Here is a 16,296-nt window from a genome sequence, read left to right as displayed (position 1 = left end):
CGAAGGTAAATTGTTGAGACAAGCTATGTACGAAATTCCACAGGTGGACCTGCGTGGGCAGGTCTCCGAAACCGAATGGCAGGCGCGAATTGATTTGGCTGCTGCCTACCGGTTGATCGTGTTGATGGGTTGGGATGACCTGATATACACCCATGTATCAGCTCGTATTCCTGGTACCGAGCATCTGCTGATCAATCCATTTGGGCTAGGATTTGATGAAGTCACAGCCTCAAACTTGGTCAAGATTGATATTGAAGGTAACAAGATCGATCCGGACTTCCCGTTTGAGATTAACCCCGCCGGTTACACGATTCACAGTGCCGTGCATAAAGCTCGCCATGAAGATCAGTGTGCTTTTCACCTGCATCACCCTGATCTTATTGCCGTAGCCAGCCTCAAAGAGGGACTGTTGCCGCTAAGCCAATACTCAGCCTTTGCACTTGCCAGTATCGCTTACCATGAATATGAGGGTTTAGCGGTTAATCCTGAAGAGGAGTTGCGTCTGCAGCAGGACCTCGGTAGTGCTAACTTCTTTATGCTACGCAACCACGGTGCCCTGACAATGGGCCGAACCATCGGTGACGCCTTTATGCACATGTACGACCTGATCCGCGCCTGCGAGGTGCAGGTGAAGATGCAACACCGTACTGACGGCGTCATCACCGTACCTCAGTCGGTCATTGATGGCATAAAAGCTCAGGCTAATGTTGTCCACACCGGAGTTACTGGCGGGCAGAAGTCCTGGCCCGCAATGCTGCGCCGTGTGAAGCAAGCCTACCCCGATTTCGATAATTAATTCTTCGTTCAGACGAGAGCTAAACAGATTATGAAAGTTACCCACGTAGAGATTTTTGATATTCATTGCCCGGATCGTCCACCCTGGAATCCGGTCTTTGTGCGTGTCCACACCGATGAAGGTATCCACGGAGTGGGTGAGGCAGGCCTGGCTTATGACTGGGGTCATAGCGCTGCGGCCGCGATGATCAAAGAGATTGCCGAGGCGGTTCTGATAGGCTTTGATCCGTTCAAGACTGAGTTGCTCTGGTCACGCATGCTACGTGAAAGCTTTTGGGGCTTGGGCGGAGGTCCGGTGCTCTACGCCGCGATGAGCGCCATCGATACAGCGCTCTGGGATATCAAAGGCAAGGCGCTGGGTCTGCCGGTTTACCAACTGCTTGGCGGTAAAACCAACGATAACCTGCGCACCTATGCCAGCCAGCTGCAGTTTGACTGGGATAAGGACTGCACCAAGATGCTAACACCAGCCGATTACGCTCGAGCTGCTGCTAAAGCGATGGCAGAAGGCTACGACGCGGTTAAGGTGGACCCGATTGTTTACGATGCCAACGGTGACTCAAGCTTCGATCGCACTAAACTCTTCACGCCAGCACAGATGAAGCTCTTCGGTGACCGTCTACGTGCTATCCGAGCTGAGGTGGGTGACGAGGTCGATATTATCTTCGAATCGCACTCGCTGATGGGTGCGGCATCTGCTATTCAGATGGGACGTGTCATCGAAGAGGTCGGTTGCATGATGTACGAGGAGCCGGTGAACTACCTTAACTCCAAAGTGCATAAGAAGGTATCGGATGGCGTTAATGTGCCGATCGCGGGTGGCGAGCGACTCTACCACCGTTGGGATGTACGTCAGTACTTTGAAGATCAGTCGATCGATGTGCTGCAGCCAGATGTAGGGCTCTGTGGTGGTTTCACTGAGGCGAAGAAGGTGTGTGACTACGCAGATGTCTACGATATCCGTATTCAGGCACACGTCTGTGGTGGCCCTGTTGCGACAGCGGCTTCATTGCAGCTTGAAGCGGCGATCCCTAATTTCCTGATTCATGAGCACCACACCTATGCAATCAAAGCTTGGAACCGAGAGCTCTGTATTCAGGACTACCAGCCGGTGAATGGCCGTTTCCAAGTGCCAGATCTGCCGGGTATTGGTATCGAACTGAACGATGAGATCTGTAAACGCTCACCTAATGTAACGGTTAAGTAACCGTTTCTAGTCGCTAGTCGAAGCGGTAGATTCGTTTCGCAGTGTCATAGATGAGGCGCTCGACAGGCAGATCTTCTGCTTGCAGCGCCTCAATCATTTGAGTCCAGTAGTCGCTGTAACTCATGCTCAAAGTAATCAGCGGAAAGTTCGATGACAGCATCACTCGGCTATCGCCAAACAGCTCGCAGAGTTGCCCCGTTAGCTGCGCTGCACTTGCCGGTTTAAAGGCGCGATTAAGCATCTCGAAACCGGATGACTTCACAGATAGATTCGAAAGCTTGGAGAGGTTTCGTAGCCCGGCGAGACTGGCCTCATAGGCAGCACTCTCCTGGTCTAGCGGGCAGAATCCAGCATGATTTAGAACAAAATGCAGTTGCGGCAACGCTTCGATAAGACCTTTTACTACCGCGCAATCTCTCGCAATTTGCGTATTGAATTGCAACTCAAAATGCAAATTATCGGCGGCCAGCTGCGCTAGGTTTAGGTGGGTGTTGGGGTGTTGTGTCAGCTCGCTAACGACGTCATCGAAAATATGACGCACACCAACAATGGACTCTCTTTGAATTAACTGCTTCAGGCTCTCGGCAAACTTCGCCGTGGGAAGTGTTATATCAAGGTGTCCTACGCTGCGTAGCGGCAAACTAGCCTCTTGTTCTAGCCAATCGACCTCTCGCCAAGAGGCTTGGTTATCAAATCCCGCCTCAACATGCACGTAACCCGCTAGTCTCAGGCCTGCACCCAGACTGAGATCAGACTCAGAGAAATCTCGGTGGATACGAGATTTGTCCGGCCAGTTTGGTGGGTTCTCCTCACGCAGCCAGGAGTACGCTCCAAGATGCAGGTTAAACAGGTGCAGGTGTGGATCAATTATCTGCATTAAGGTTAGCCGACGGTGTAGCCGCCATCTATCGGGAAGCTACCTCCTGTAACAAAGCCCGCTTCATCACTAGCAAGGTAAGCAACCATAGCGGCGACCTCTTCCGGCTTACCAATTCGGCCGATTGGTTGTAGCGCCGCTTCCTCTGTGTGAACCTCTTCGGGTTTTGCCCCAGAGCGCTCGCAGTAAGCAGCGATGGCTTTTTGGTAAAGCGGTGTATCGATTGTGCCGGGGCAGACTAGATTAGAGCGAATCCCATGCGATGCGTAGTCTAGCGCAGTCGTCTTCGCCAACGAGGCCAAAGCATGTTTGCTGAGGTTATAGGCGCAGGAGTTTGGCTTAGCGATGGAGGATTGGTCGGAGCCAATATAGACGATCACCCCTTTGCCAGCGGCTTTCATGTGTGGGATCACTGCTTGTGTCAGCGAAAACGCGCCTTTGACGTTGAGTTCGAACAGATTGATAAAGGCCTCTTCGGAGGTGTTTTCAATGTTCGCAGAGAGGTGTCTGCCAGCGTTTGAGACCATCAGATCGATGGGGCCCTGTTCGGCAACCTGAGCAACCGCTTCGAGGACCGATTGATGGTTGCGCATATCGCAGATTAGTGTATCACCCACTTCGCCTGGCTGAATGTCGAGGTTGAAGACGCGGTATCCCGCTGCGTCGAAATGGTTAGCGATAGCTAAGCCGATGCCGGATGAAGCTCCACTTATGATTAGTGTTTTACTCACAGGTATTCCTTAACATGGGCAATCCAGCATCCTTTTGTCATACTCAAGCTCTCTGCTGATCGGATTATTCGTGCGGCGTAACTGCAGTGTATGCAATTCGCGGTTGGCAGACTAGCGCGGGTTAATTGGAGTTTGAAAGTGGATTCAGATCTTTCGGTTGTTGAGTGCAGCTACCAGCGACATGGCGGACAGGTACTGGAAATATTTAACCATGCGATACTCACTTCGACCGCTCTGTACGACTACGCACCCCGCGACCTACAACAGATCGAGATCTGGTTTAGTAATAAATTGACGGGCCGTTGGCCAATTCTGGGCCTCGAGTCGAGCAGCGGTGAGCTGCGAGCCTTTGGCAGTTATGGACCCTTTCGAAATTTCCCGGCCTACAAATATACGGTTGAGCACTCAGTCTATGTGGCTGAAGGGTTCCGCGGACAGGGACTAGGACAAACGATACTTAAGCTCCTGATCGATCGTGCCCGCCAGAACGACTATCACGCTATGATCGGTGCGATTGATGCCAATAACAGTGCAAGCTGTGCGCTTCATGACAAACTGGGTTTCGAACTCGTTGGAAAGTTGCCCCAAGTCGGGTTTAAATTTGGCAATTGGCTGGATCTAGCGCTCTATCAACTCACACTCAACACACCGGATAAGCCGATTGATGGTTAGTTGATTTTTAGATCGGGCAGAGTAGGCTCTTACTCAAACTGTTAACTGTTCTTTGGAAGTCATTATGCAGATCAAGTTTTTTGTTCTAGCTTCACTACCGCTTGCTCTCACTGGTTGTTTCGGAAGTTCTGCGCAACCACCGCAGGGTGACTGGATCGAGAAACGTGTCTCTGGTGATCGGCTGACCTACATCCATGCAACCCAGTCTCCGAAGGATAATAGTGTCTACTTAGACGCGCTGAACCACTGTACTGTTCGCGATAAAAGACTGACGCCGCAAACAAAACTGCAGGGCGCCGATGGAAACTATACCTCTAAGTTTGTTTGTCAGTGAGCTGTTAGGGCAAGAGCAGACTCGCTAAATCGCTAGGTGCTAAGGTTGGCACAGAATTTGTGCTAAACTGGCTTGACCATATAAATATATGGACCCAAATCAGGGGCAAGTCATATGTACTACAGCTTCACTCTGTTCGTCGCCACAGATACCCATGTCGTGTTGGCGGATAGCAACTATCTTTATTCTCAGCCGGTTATGGAATTGGTGAACTCTGTATTGTCTCGTCTTAATAAGCATTTGAATGGGCTGGGTGCACGTCGCGTATTCGTGCGCGATAACCAGGGTAGATTTCAAGAACTCAAGCACGATCACGGATCGTATTTAGGCGTTGGCGCTGTGTCTAAAGCACAACAGTACCACTTCGCGCAGATAATCGAGGAGCATGCAGTTTTGGATGCCCAGCTCATTACAAATTTGCCAAACGACGCCTAAAGTCGATCGCTAGTCCTGCGTAAATCCCAACTCATTCACTAGTTTCGACCAGTCATGTTTGAGAACGGTGAACTCCAAATTAGTGCCGCTAAAGTGCATTACCGCTTTGTAAATCGTCTCTTGAATGTTTTTACCAAGAATAACGCCTCGTGCCCCAAGTGCGTCGATCGATGATTTGCGTATGGCCCACTGCTGTTGTTCACCTTGCACCACATCGTCGAGAGTGAGCCAGAGCATATCATTCTTAATCTCCCAATCATCAACCTGCCATCTTATGGTCATTTTCTTCCCCGGCTGCTCGTTATGGTTTTTGTGTTGAGCTAAGTTGGTTTTACGAGGTTGTGGCATAAATGTCGAGTTCGTGAAGCTAGTTTGTCGATGAAAATTTTGATTGTTGCTGCCGTGGCGGCGAAAGCTTAGTCTCAGTAGGTTGGAGTGCGCTTAAGCCGAATGAGGAACTCGATAACATGGATCTGGAGTTAACTGGAAAAACTGTACTTATAACTGGCGGTTCGCGCGGTATCGGCTTTGCGTGCGCTCAGGCTTTCTTGCGAGAGGGTGCCAGTGTCTGCATCGTCGGTCGACGGGAAGAGACGGTAACCGCTGCAGTGACGACGTTGCGCTTGAATCACTCCGGCTATGCAGAGGGTGTTGTAGCTGATTTGAGCTCTGTAGAGGGGCGCGCAGCGATATCTGAACGCCTTAAAGAGACTGATATTCTCGTTAACAATGCCGGAGCAATTCCGGGTGGGCCCCTGGAGTCGCTAGATCCGCACAGGTGGCAAGAAGCCTGGGATCTAAAACTTCACGGGTATTTGGCGACTTGCCGAGAGACTATCCCAGCCATGCGGGCGCGAGGCGCGGGAGTGATAGTCAATGTTATCGGCATGGCTGGCGTCAAACACAGCTATGGTTACGTCTGTGGTTCGATGGCGAATGCTAGTTTAATTGCTTTTACCAAGGCCGCAGGAGCCGATTCGGCCAAGGACGGAGTGCGGATTGTGGGTGTTAACCCTGGTCCGACAAAAACCGACAGAATGAAAGAGTTGCAGCAAAGCAAAGGAATAGATCCGAAAGCTTATGAGGAACTGCCCTTTCAGCGACCCTCTGAACCGGAAGAGATGGCAAATATTGTGTTGTTCCTCGCATCATCTATGGCCTCATACTTGAGTGGTGTGGTGATCGATGCGGATGGCGGCTCAATGTATACCGGATGATGAACACTGATACGGATAAAAGATTAATCAAACTGGCCTAATCTGTGCTTGAGATACAAGCACAAAAACAAGGCGGGTTTTAAGGGTGGTAGTGATGGCGCCTGAACTGGAGTTAATCAAAGACTTTGTTGATGAGCATATCGTTCTGTTTTGGCAATCCCAAGATGCGGAGTGGCTCAGTCCTTACTTCAACTCCGTGGAGGCTGCTCAAGCTTGGTGGGTAGTCTACTGCACGAATCAATATGCCGGTGAAGAGCGTCGGTCTTCTGTAGTTGATCGAAGATCACTCGATTACAGCCGGTTAAATCGTGCCCGCTCTCAACATGTACCCTCACCCCAGCCGGATGGTCGGCGGGAAACGGATACTCCGCCAGGAATAACGAAGGATCGAAGTCGAGTCTCGTTGCTGCAGTACTACAGCCGAAATCCGGAGTTATTGCAGCGTAATGATGAGGTCGATGGTGAGTTGCTGTTTGGGGTGGTTCGCCATGGTAGGCGGAAGGGTGATTGATGGTTCTCAAGTCCGGCATCCTGCACAAATAAAAAGACCACCCCGGTTGAAAGTGTGGTCTTTTTTAGCGAGGTTGCTGGCGAGTTAGTAGCGGGTTTGACTCGCACATCCATGTGCTCGCCCCTTTGGGGCAACGCTTTGCGTTGTCCAAAACGGCTATCCTGCCGTTTTGTCGAACCCGCTCCGCGGGTTCTCAAGTCCGGCATCTTGAACAAATAAAAAGACCACCCGTTGGGTGGTCTTTTTATTTGTTTTGGTGGAGGTGGCGGGTTTCGAACCCGCGTCCGCCAATCCTCTGCCTCAAGATCTACATGCTTAGGCTTCTCTATTGGGTTAACCCGTCGCGTCCCGAGAGCCAGGGAGCTATGGGCGAGCCTTTTTAGTTTTAACCCGTTGACTTAAGGCGAAGGCGCGGGGCGATTCTGTCTCATATGACACTGCCGAAACTCTTAGTTACAGACACCTGAGAGGGCAGCGTAGCAGGCTTATGCTGCTAGTGCGTAGTTATCGTCGTTAGCAACTATAACTGTGTGATGAGGGATTAACGAGAATCATCACATTCTCGACATGCACCTAAGGGTTCGTAATCAGCGTCGAATCCAAGTCACCCCCGGGTGGAAGAAGTATAGCGTGAGTCGGGGGTGTTACAACAGAGCTTTTATGGGTTCTTTCGTGTTATTGATTCTTACTAAGAACGCGTGCCTTCTCACGATTCCAGTCGCGCTCTTTCTCGGTTGCGCGCTTATCATGTAACTTCTTACCCTTCGCCAGGCCGATCTCACATTTGATCTTGCCTTGCTTCCAGTAGAGCGCCAACGCAACACAAGTCTGGCCTTTGGCCGCAACCGCATTCTCAAGACGCAGGAGTTCGGTACGGTGCATCAGTAACTTGCGTGGACGCAGTGGATCAGCAACGACATGAGTACACGCAGTTTTGAGCGGAGTGATGTGTGCTCCGAGCAGCCAGGCTTCACCGTTCTTGAAATCCACGTAGGACTCAACGAGCTGAGCGCGGCCGTCACGCAGGCTTTTGACCTCCCATCCTGTCAGCACAAGTCCAGCTTCGAACTTGTTTTCGATGGTGTACTCAAAGCGAGCGCGTTTGTTTTGGCAGATCGTATTGCCGCCAGGAGACTTTTTCTTTTTTGCCATAGCCGCGGATTATATAGAGCGCCCCAATGCTTTGAAAGCATAAACCAAGTGACTCATGTTGCTTTGGGAAAGTGCCCTTGTTTCAAAAGATTAGAAACGGGAAAATAGCGTTTGCAACAGAATTTATAGTTGAGAAACGAATGACTGTCATTAACCGCACTGCGCTGGTGCTGCACTCCGCTGAAGAGATGTTCGATCTCGTAAATGATGTACGGCGCTACCCTGAGTTCTTGCCATGGTGCAGCAAAACAGAGGTTATCAGCGAGAGCCAAGATCACATTGAGGGTACGCTGTATCTTTCAAAAGGCGGTCTGAGTTACAGTTTCACTACTCACAACGAACTGGTGCGCCCAACACGAATGCGAATTACGCTAGTTGAGGGGCCGTTTAAGTCCCTTGAGGGCGAATGGACCTTTACGCCTTTGAGCGATGAGGCGTCTAAAGTTGAGCTAAACCTCAGCTTCGAGTTCGCTGGAAAATTGACAAGCCTTGCTATGTCTAAGGTTTTTAATCAGGTTGCTACGACACTTGTGGATGCCTTCGTAACTCGCTCGGATCAGATCTACACCTGAGGAAATTATGATCACCGTTGAAGTAGCTTATGCCCTGCCGACTGAGCAGAAGATTATCGCCCTGCAGGTTGAGGAGGGTTCTACCGTATTTGAGGCGGTCGCGCGTTCGCGAATCGCTGAACTCTTTCCTCAAATCGATATCAATAAGGATCCAATGGGAATTTTCGGTAAGGCGATAAAAGACCCCAAGACTCAGGTGCTTAATTCCGGCGATCGGATCGAAATCTATCGTCCGTTGATTATCGACCCCAAGGACGCGCGTGCTGCACGAGCTGCCAAGGCTAAAAAGAAGAAAGAGCAGGGCGAGAGTGCTGCTTAGAGTTCCCGCCAAATGAGGTCTGCTGAATATAGCCTGTTGAGGAGCGCTCAGTTTGGCTGAGCGCTAGTCGAAACTACTGTGCGCCGGGCCGCAGATCGCCTTCAAGTCGGACAAGGCGGTTGTTTTCGAAGTAGAGTGTTACACGACGCTTATCGGTACGCTCGTCCTCTTCAACCATCTGGTAGATATAGTCCCAGCGGTTCTGATTGAATGTATCCGTTAGCAGTGGTGTGCCCATTACATAGCGTACTTGGGACTGCGTCATACCAGGACGAAGTTGATCAACCATCTCTTGGGTCACTTCGTTGCCTTGCGCAACATCCATTTTGTAAACACCGGGAAAAGCAGTACAGCCAGAGAGGCTAATCAGGGTCAGAGCGACGAGAAGTTGCTTGCGCATGGGTTAAAAGCTTCCACTTTTGTCCGTTACAATTGATAATTCAGTCTAACATTGAGTCGGGAAGCTGCGCCACAGATTCCCGACCTGACAACGCACCCCGAGAGACAGGACCTATCTATGCCGCTCGAAAATCAGGAACTTCGCAAAGCTGGCCTCAAGGTGACGCTACCGCGAGTTAAGATCTATCAAATCCTTGAAGCGGGCGGCGAAGGCGATCACTTTTCGGCTGAGGACATCTACAAGCTGTTGATGGAGCAGGGTGAAGATGTCGGCTTAGCGACCGTGTATCGAGTACTGACTCAATTCGAGGCTGCAGGTTTGGTAATGCGTCACCACTTTGAAGGTGGGCATTCGGTATTTGAACTATCTCGCGACGAGCAACATGACCATGTCGTTTGCGTGAAGTGTGGCCGTGTGCGTGAATTCAATGATGAGCAGTTGAGCGCACGTCTTGCTGAGATTGCTGACGAAATGGGTATCGTTATCAGTGACCGTACACTCTACCTCTACGGGCACTGTGCTAATGGGTGCGACGAGGCTTAAAACCATTGCCTCTCGGTTAATCTGCGCTGGTTAGCATCTCTTGAGCGTGCTCCAGCGTCTTCTCTGTTATCTCAATACCACCTAGCATGCGAGCGACTTCGTTGACACGCTGATTATCAGTAAGTTGTGCGATGCGCGTCTCGGTATTGCCGCTGTCTGCGTTTTTGCTGACGAATAGATGCTGATTACCCTGAGAGGCTACCTGAGGTTGGTGGGTGACACAGAGCACCTGTGCACGCTGCCCTAACTGGCGCAGCAGGCGACCCACAACTTCAGCGATGCCTCCGCCTATACCCACATCGACCTCATCAAATATCAGCGTCGGTGTTTCGGTGACCTGAGCCGTCACCACCTGAATGGCCAGACTTACTCGTGAGAGCTCGCCGCCCGAAGCGATGCGCCCAAGAGGCTTGGCGCCCTGGCCCGAGTTGGTACTTATGAGGAACTCGACCTCCTCAAGGCCCTGTGCACTGACGTGCTTGGCATCAATTGGGCTGAGCTGCGCGGTAAAGCGAGCAGAGTTCATGCCCAGCATCTCGAGTTGCTTATTCACTTCACGACTCAGCGAAACGGCCGATTTCTCACGTGCCTTACTTAGTTTGCGAGCACTAACTAACAGCGCTTCTCTTGCAGACTCAACTTCCGACTCTAGATGTTCGAGATCTTCATCGACATGACTTAACTTAGCTAATTGATCGTTGAGATCTTGCATAAGCTCAGGCAACTGCTCGGGTGCTACGCGATGTTTGCGAGCAAGATCGTAGAGCGCTGAAAGTCGCTCTTCGACTTCGTTAAGGCGCTCGGGGTTCAGATCTATCCCTTGTAGATAGTGCTCCATCTCACGCTGCGCCTCTTCTACTTGAATCAGGGCTGAGTTAAGCATCTCTTCCGTTTGGCGAATCGCGGGTGAGTTGCCCTCCATCTGTCCAAGTAACTGCAGTGCATGGTTGAGCAGAGAACTTGCATGATCGTTATCCCCCTCCCCAAGCAACTGACTCACCTGCTGTCCGCGCTGCAAAATCGCGCCGGCATTGGCCAGCTCTTTCTGCTCCTGCTCTAATAGTCCAAGTTCGCCCGCTTCAGGGTTGAGCTGATTGATCTCGTCGGTTTGATAGCTCAGCAACTGTAATTGGGCACTGGCCTCCTCACTCAGCGACTGTAAACGATTGAGCTCGTGCGATTTGCTTTGCCAGGTTGAATAGAGCGAGCGCACTTCAGCAGCTTGGTTCTCACACTGAGCGAAGGCATCCAATAACTGACGATGGTAGTCGCGCTTGAGAAGACGCTGGTGCTCATGCTGGCCATGGATATCAACTAGTAGTTCACCCAGTTCACGTACCCGCGCGAGTGGGCAGGGGTGACCGTTGATGTAGGCGCGACTGCGTCCATCTTCTGTTAGGGTGCGGCGAAGTAGGCACTCACTCTCATCTTCGGCTTCTAGTTCATTGGCTGCGAGCCACTGCTGTGCTTCCGCTAGTTGCCGTATATCGAATACTGCACTGATCTCGGCTCGCTTTGCGCCCGCTCGAACCGCATCACTTTCTGCGCGTTTGCCAAGTGCCAGTCCAAGTGCATCGAGCATGATCGATTTGCCCGCCCCAGTCTCACCGCTGACCACGGTCATACCGTTTTTAAGTTCAAGGTCGAGGCTGGATACGATGGCGTAATTGCGAATGCTTAGCAACGTTAACATGATCAATACCTGTGGGTTTGTACAGTAGTTCTAGTTTTAATCCAAAGCGAACTACTGTGCAAGTATACAGTTAAAAAAATTGTCTCCTAGGGTTGAATCAATCGCCGCCAAACCCCAAATAGCTGACAAGTTTGAAACGAATTCGGAGAGACTTGGCATGTCCAATGAAGATCAAAAAGCCCCAGAGGTAGAACTCGAAGAGCAGGCTGGTGCAGAAATTGAAGCAGAATCTGCTGATTCAGTGGAGATTGAAGAGCCTAGTGTCGAGTCGTTGACCGTAGCGCTGGCAGAGGCTGAGGCAACAATCAATGAACTGCAGAAGCAGCTCGCTGAACTAGAACCACGTGCACAGGCTGAGATCCTTAATCAGCGCCGTCGCGCAGAGCAGGAAGTTGAGAAGGCGCGCAAGTTTGCGCTGGAACGTTTTACCAATGAGTTGTTGCCGGTAGTTGATAGCCTAGAGCGTGCGATTGACGCCGCAACGGGTGACGACGAAGCGGTTAAAACATTGCGCGAAGGCGTCGAGATGACGCACAAGATGTTCATCGACGGTGTTGCCAAGTTCAACGTTGAAGTTCTGAACCCTCAGGGTGAAGCATTTAATCCAGAGCACCATCAGGCAATGTCTATGGTCGATGCGGGGGATGCTGAACCTAATACCGTCGTGGCGGTTATGCAGAAAGGTTACCTATTGAATGGTCGCCTGATTCGCCCAGCGATGGTGATGGTGGCAAAAGGTTAATTGCCACCACTTGAAGTTCGAATTTGCATACCCATATAGGGTTTAAGGTTAAAAATTTATCGCTCTGGCAGACCCAGAGACTTAGTAAAGATTGGAGATAAACATGGGTAAGATTATCGGTATTGACCTGGGTACCACCAACTCCTGTGTCGCAGTACTAGACGGCGAAAAGACTCGCGTTATTGAGAACGCTGAAGGCGATCGCACCACACCATCCATCATCGCGTACACTAACGACGGTGAGACTCTGGTAGGTCAGTCTGCTAAGCGTCAGGCGGTTACTAACCCAGACAACACACTGTTTGCGATCAAGCGTCTGATCGGTCGTCGTTTTGAAGATGACGTCGTTCAGAAAGATATCAAAATGGTGCCTTACAAAATCGCCAAAGCGGACAACGGTGACGCTTGGGTTGAGGTAAAAGGCAACAAGATGGCACCGCCGCAGGTCTCTGCTGAAGTGCTGAAAAAGATGAAGAAGACCGCTGAAGACTTCCTCGGTGAAACTGTCACTGAAGCGGTTATAACGGTACCAGCGTACTTCAACGATTCACAGCGTCAGGCAACTAAAGATGCCGGTAAGATCGCGGGTCTTGAAGTTAAGCGTATTATCAACGAGCCAACAGCCGCGGCGCTGGCTTACGGCCTGGACAAAGGTGCAGGTGACCGTACTATCGCTGTGTACGACCTCGGTGGTGGTACCTTCGATATCTCAATCATCGAGATTGCTGATGTTGACGGTGAGCACCAGTTCGAAGTATTGGCAACCAACGGTGACACTTTCCTTGGCGGTGAAGACTTTGACCTTGCAGTTATCAACTACCTGGCTGATGAGTTCAAGAAAGAGTCTGGTATCGATCTACACAACGATCCGCTGGCGCTGCAGCGTCTGAAGGAAGCGGGTGAGAAAGCTAAAGTTGAGCTGTCGACTTCACAGTCTACTGACGTGAACCTGCCGTACATCACAGCTGATGCTGCAGGTCCTAAGCACCTTAACGTGAAACTGAGCCGCTCTAAGCTAGAGTCACTGGTGGAAGATCTGGTTCAGCGCTCACTCGAGCCTTGCCGTATCGCACTGCAGGACGCTGGTCTGTCGGCTTCTGAAATCCAAGACGTTATCCTGGTAGGTGGTCAGACTCGTATGCCAATGGTGCAGTCGAAGGTTGCTGAGTTCTTCGGTAAAGAGCCACGTAAAGATGTTAACCCAGACGAAGCTGTAGCTATGGGTGCAGCGATCCAGGGTGCGGTACTGTCCGGCGACGTTAAGGACGTACTGCTGCTGGACGTTACTCCACTGACTCTGGGTATCGAAACCATGGGTGGTGTTGCAACGCCGCTGATCGACAAGAACACAACGATCCCAACACGCAAGTCTCAGGTCTTCTCTACAGCCGATGACAACCAGACTGCGGTAACCATCCACGTGGTACAGGGTGAGCGTAAGCAGGCTGCACAGAACAAATCTCTGGGCCGTTTTGACCTTGCGGACATCCCGCCAGCACCACGCGGTGTGCCACAGGTTGAAGTAACCTTCGACATCGATGCGAACGGCATTCTGAACGTATCGGCTAAAGACAAGGCGACTGGCAAAGAGCAGTCTATCGTGATCAAGGCCTCTTCTGGTCTGAGCGATGACGAGATCGACCAGATGGTTCAGGATGCTGAAGCGCACGCTGAAGAGGACAAGAAGTTCGAAGAGTTGACCGCTGCGCGCAACCAGGGTGATGCGATGGTTCACACCGCTCGCAAGACTATGAAGGATGCGGAAGACAAAGCGTCTGACGAAGAGAAAGCTGCGATCGAAACTGCTATCACTGAGCTGGAAGAAGCTCTGAAAGGTAGCGACAAAGAGGCGATTGAGCAGAAGACTGAAGCATTGACTGAGGCGATCTCAGGTGTTGCTCAGAAGATGTACGCTGATGCCGCTGCGGCTGAAGGCGGCGAAGCGGGTGCAGAAGAGGCACCACGCGACGCTGGCGACGATGTAGTGGACGCTGAGTTCGAAGAAGTCAAAGACGACAAGAAGTAATTCAGCCCTGGCTTTTGACCGATGTTACAGCGCGGGGGCGAGAGCTCCCGCGTTGTCATATCTGAGCCAATAAAGTTTTAACCAAACCGGATGATTACGGATTATGGATAAGCAGGATTATTACGAGCTTTTGGGTGTGTCAAAAGGCGCATCGGATGCTGAGATTAAAAAGGCCTATCGTCGTCTGGCGATGAAGTACCATCCCGATCGCAATCCGGATGACAAGGACGCTGAACTGAAGTTTAAAGAGATCAGCGAAGCCTATGAAGTGCTATCGGATGCTCAGAAGAAAGCGGCATACGACCAGTATGGCCACGCCGGCGTTGATGGCCAGGGTGGCTTCGGTGGCGGCGGCTTCGAGGGTGGCTTCTCCGACATCTTTGGTGATGTATTTGGTGATATCTTCGGCGGAGGTGGCGGTGGCCGCCGTCGCTCTAATGTGCGTCGCGGCGCAGATCTGCGTTACAACCTCGACCTGACTCTAGAAGAGGCGGTACGCGGTTGTGAGAAGACACTGAAGGTTCCAACCTACGTAAGCTGTGAGCCCTGTGGTGGTTCTGGCGCCAAGCCCGGTACCAACGCCAAGACCTGTGGCACTTGTGGCGGTGTAGGCCAGGTGCGCATGCAGCAGGGCTTCTTCTCGGTACAGCAGACCTGTCCAGCCTGTCATGGCGAAGGCAAGGTGATCAGCGATCCGTGTAACAGCTGTCACGGCCAGGGCCGTGTTGAGAAGACTAAGACGCTTTCGGTTAAGATCCCCGAAGGTGTAGATACCGGCGATCGCATTCGTCTCTCTGGCGAGGGTGAAGCGGGCAGTCATGGTGGCCCTGCAGGCGATCTCTATGTTCAGGTTAACGTGCGTCAGCACCCGATCTTTGAACGTGATGGCCAACACCTGTATTGTGAAGTTCCAATCAGCTTTGTCGACGCAGCCCTTGGTGGCGAGCTAGACGTGCCAACCTTAGACGGTCGCGTTAAGCTGAAGATTCCAGCGGAGACTCAGACTGGCAAGATGTTCCGCCTACGCGGCAAGGGTATCAAACCGGTCCGTGGTGGTGCGGTGGGTGACTTGATGGTCAAAGCTGTGGTGGAGACTCCGGTTAACCTGACTAAGCGTCAGCGTGAACTGTTGGAGGAGTTTCAGTCTGAGACCAAAGGGCACGAGAAGCACGCGCCCAAATCACACGGCTTCTTCGATTCAGTGAAGAAGTTTTTTGAGGATATGACCTGAGGTCAGTATGCAACAAGCAGTAGAGCCAGTGGCAGAACTAGATGTCGCACGCGTGTGGCAGGCGCTTCAAGATGAAGCGCGAACTGAGATGGGACGTGAGCCACTTCTGAGTAGCTTCTACCACGCTACGATTGTCAGCCACAGTTCACTGCGCGCAGCTCTGTCGTATCTGTTAGCCGAGAAGTTGTCAGATGCGGTAGTGTCAGCGGTGGCGATGCGGGAGATCTTTGAAACGGCTTACGACAGCCGGCCAGAGCTGATCGAGTGCGCTTGTGCGGATCTTCTTGCGGTCTACACCCGAGACGCCGCTGTTAACGACTACAGCACTGTACTGCTCTACCTCAAAGGCTTCCACGCACTGCAGGCTTACCGGGTTGCTCATCATATGTGGAGTCTGGGCCGTCAGGGACTGGCCAAATATATACAGAGCCGTATGAGTGCTGTTCTACAGGTTGATATCCACCCTGCGGCGCGTATCGGGCGCGGTGTGATGTTTGACCATGCCACCGGTATTGTCGTGGGTGAGACCTGTGTTATTGAGGACGAGGTCTCAATTCTGCAGTCGGTCACTCTTGGGGGGACGGGTAAAGAGTCGGGCGATCGCCACCCTAAAATTCGAGCCGGCGTGCTGATTGGCGCGGGTGCCAAAATTCTTGGCAATATCGAAGTAGGTACAGGCGCCAAAGTCGGAGCCGGCAGCGTTGTGTTGGAAGCCGTTGCGGCTCACACCACCGTGGCTGGTGTACCGGCCAAAGTGGTTGCCTGTACCCAGTCTGAGATGCCAGCGCTCGATATGGATCAGGGCTTGAACGGCTCAGCCGTCGAATAGAATTTATTTT

General features: G+C 51.7%; 20 protein-coding genes and 1 other RNA gene. 14 read left to right on the top strand and 7 right to left on the bottom strand.

Features of this window, described 5'->3' with window-relative positions; translation table 11 throughout:
- Window positions 1–25 precede the first annotated feature (25 nt).
- On the top strand, window positions 26–796 hold the full coding sequence (locus AC1WNR_RS14520; RefSeq protein ID WP_481645205.1) for a class II aldolase/adducin family protein: 771 nt from the start codon (window positions 26–28) through the stop codon (window positions 794–796).
- A 30-nt stretch (window positions 797–826) separates the two neighbouring features.
- Window positions 827–2,002, top strand: coding sequence for a mandelate racemase/muconate lactonizing enzyme family protein (locus tag AC1WNR_RS14515; protein WP_481645204.1), 1,176 nt, complete (start codon window positions 827–829; stop codon window positions 2,000–2,002).
- A gap of 13 nt (window positions 2,003–2,015) precedes the next feature.
- Here the strand turns inward: AC1WNR_RS14515 and AC1WNR_RS14510 are convergent, their stop codons facing one another.
- Window positions 2,016–2,879 (bottom strand): amidohydrolase family protein, encoded by an 864-nt coding sequence (locus AC1WNR_RS14510; protein WP_481645203.1) that lies wholly within the window; start codon window positions 2,877–2,879, stop codon window positions 2,016–2,018.
- A gap of 5 nt (window positions 2,880–2,884) precedes the next feature.
- On the bottom strand, window positions 2,885–3,610 hold the full coding sequence (locus AC1WNR_RS14505) for an SDR family NAD(P)-dependent oxidoreductase (RefSeq protein WP_481645202.1): 726 nt from the start codon (window positions 3,608–3,610) through the stop codon (window positions 2,885–2,887).
- Between the two features lie 138 nt (window positions 3,611–3,748).
- Between AC1WNR_RS14505 and AC1WNR_RS14500 the strand changes: the two genes are divergently transcribed.
- From AC1WNR_RS14500 to AC1WNR_RS14490, 3 genes are all read left to right on the top strand, one after another.
- Window positions 3,749–4,282 carry an N-acetyltransferase family protein gene (locus AC1WNR_RS14500; protein WP_481645201.1) on the top strand — a complete coding sequence of 178 codons (534 nt, stop codon included), beginning with the start codon at window positions 3,749–3,751 and terminating at the stop codon, window positions 4,280–4,282.
- Window positions 4,283–4,346: 64 nt separating this feature from the next.
- Window positions 4,347–4,616: a hypothetical protein gene (locus AC1WNR_RS14495; RefSeq protein WP_481645200.1), complete on the top strand. Its 270-nt coding sequence runs from the start codon at window positions 4,347–4,349 to the stop codon at window positions 4,614–4,616.
- A 114-nt stretch (window positions 4,617–4,730) separates the two neighbouring features.
- Window positions 4,731–5,051: a hypothetical protein gene (locus AC1WNR_RS14490; RefSeq protein ID WP_481645199.1), complete on the top strand. Its 321-nt coding sequence runs from the start codon at window positions 4,731–4,733 to the stop codon at window positions 5,049–5,051.
- 9 nt (window positions 5,052–5,060) lie between these two features.
- Here the strand turns inward: AC1WNR_RS14490 and AC1WNR_RS14485 are convergent, their stop codons facing one another.
- The gene (locus tag AC1WNR_RS14485; protein WP_481645198.1) at window positions 5,061–5,333 is read right to left on the bottom strand and encodes a hypothetical protein; all 273 of its coding nucleotides are present in this window, start codon (window positions 5,331–5,333) and stop codon (window positions 5,061–5,063) included.
- A gap of 185 nt (window positions 5,334–5,518) precedes the next feature.
- On the opposite strand from AC1WNR_RS14485, the gene AC1WNR_RS14480 reads away from it, so the two are divergent.
- Both AC1WNR_RS14480 and AC1WNR_RS14475 read left to right on the top strand, forming a co-directional pair.
- Window positions 5,519–6,268 carry a short-chain dehydrogenase/reductase gene (locus tag AC1WNR_RS14480; RefSeq protein WP_481645197.1) on the top strand — a complete coding sequence of 250 codons (750 nt, stop codon included), beginning with the start codon at window positions 5,519–5,521 and terminating at the stop codon, window positions 6,266–6,268.
- 94 nt (window positions 6,269–6,362) lie between these two features.
- Window positions 6,363–6,779, top strand: a complete 417-nt coding sequence (locus AC1WNR_RS14475) for a hypothetical protein (RefSeq protein ID WP_481645196.1) — start codon at window positions 6,363–6,365, stop codon at window positions 6,777–6,779.
- 254 nt (window positions 6,780–7,033) lie between these two features.
- On the opposite strand, the gene ssrA is transcribed toward AC1WNR_RS14475, so the two are convergent.
- Together ssrA and smpB are read right to left on the bottom strand one after the other, a co-directional pair.
- Window positions 7,034–7,391: a transfer-messenger RNA gene (gene ssrA / locus AC1WNR_RS14470) on the bottom strand.
- 63 nt (window positions 7,392–7,454) lie between these two features.
- Complete coding sequence (smpB, locus tag AC1WNR_RS14465) at window positions 7,455–7,931, bottom strand: SsrA-binding protein SmpB (RefSeq protein WP_481645195.1); 477 nt, start codon at window positions 7,929–7,931, stop codon at window positions 7,455–7,457.
- A 140-nt stretch (window positions 7,932–8,071) separates the two neighbouring features.
- Between smpB and AC1WNR_RS14460 the strand changes: the two genes are divergently transcribed.
- Both AC1WNR_RS14460 and AC1WNR_RS14455 read left to right on the top strand, forming a co-directional pair.
- On the top strand, window positions 8,072–8,503 hold the full coding sequence (locus tag AC1WNR_RS14460) for a type II toxin-antitoxin system RatA family toxin (protein WP_481645194.1): 432 nt from the start codon (window positions 8,072–8,074) through the stop codon (window positions 8,501–8,503).
- A 7-nt stretch (window positions 8,504–8,510) separates the two neighbouring features.
- Window positions 8,511–8,822 (top strand): RnfH family protein, encoded by a 312-nt coding sequence (locus AC1WNR_RS14455; RefSeq protein WP_481645193.1) that lies wholly within the window; start codon window positions 8,511–8,513, stop codon window positions 8,820–8,822.
- A 73-nt stretch (window positions 8,823–8,895) separates the two neighbouring features.
- Here the strand turns inward: AC1WNR_RS14455 and AC1WNR_RS14450 are convergent, their stop codons facing one another.
- Window positions 8,896–9,222 (bottom strand): outer membrane protein assembly factor BamE, encoded by a 327-nt coding sequence (locus AC1WNR_RS14450; RefSeq protein ID WP_481645192.1) that lies wholly within the window; start codon window positions 9,220–9,222, stop codon window positions 8,896–8,898.
- Window positions 9,223–9,339: 117 nt separating this feature from the next.
- Between AC1WNR_RS14450 and fur the strand changes: the two genes are divergently transcribed.
- Window positions 9,340–9,765 (top strand): ferric iron uptake transcriptional regulator, encoded by a 426-nt coding sequence (gene fur, locus AC1WNR_RS14445; RefSeq protein WP_481645191.1) that lies wholly within the window; start codon window positions 9,340–9,342, stop codon window positions 9,763–9,765.
- A gap of 16 nt (window positions 9,766–9,781) precedes the next feature.
- Here fur and recN read toward each other — a convergent pair whose 3' ends face one another.
- Entirely contained in the window at window positions 9,782–11,458 is a 1,677-nt protein-coding gene (gene recN, locus AC1WNR_RS14440) for a DNA repair protein RecN (RefSeq protein ID WP_481645190.1), read from the bottom strand.
- A 157-nt stretch (window positions 11,459–11,615) separates the two neighbouring features.
- On the opposite strand from recN, the gene grpE reads away from it, so the two are divergent.
- The 4 genes from grpE (at window position 11,616) to cysE (ending at window position 16,286) form a co-directional block, all read left to right on the top strand.
- Window positions 11,616–12,200, top strand: coding sequence for a nucleotide exchange factor GrpE (gene grpE / locus AC1WNR_RS14435; protein ID WP_481645189.1), 585 nt, complete (start codon window positions 11,616–11,618; stop codon window positions 12,198–12,200).
- A 103-nt stretch (window positions 12,201–12,303) separates the two neighbouring features.
- On the top strand, window positions 12,304–14,226 hold the full coding sequence (gene dnaK, locus AC1WNR_RS14430; RefSeq protein ID WP_481645188.1) for a molecular chaperone DnaK: 1,923 nt from the start codon (window positions 12,304–12,306) through the stop codon (window positions 14,224–14,226).
- Window positions 14,227–14,329: 103 nt separating this feature from the next.
- Window positions 14,330–15,457, top strand: coding sequence for a molecular chaperone DnaJ (dnaJ, locus tag AC1WNR_RS14425; RefSeq protein ID WP_481645187.1), 1,128 nt, complete (start codon window positions 14,330–14,332; stop codon window positions 15,455–15,457).
- Window positions 15,458–15,464: 7 nt separating this feature from the next.
- On the top strand, window positions 15,465–16,286 hold the full coding sequence (cysE, locus tag AC1WNR_RS14420) for a serine O-acetyltransferase (protein WP_481645186.1): 822 nt from the start codon (window positions 15,465–15,467) through the stop codon (window positions 16,284–16,286).
- Window positions 16,287–16,296 lie beyond the last annotated feature (10 nt).

The sequence above is a fragment of the Marinobacterium marisflavi genome (assembly GCF_982447095.1).
This window is presented reverse-complemented; position numbering and strand designations above follow the sequence as displayed.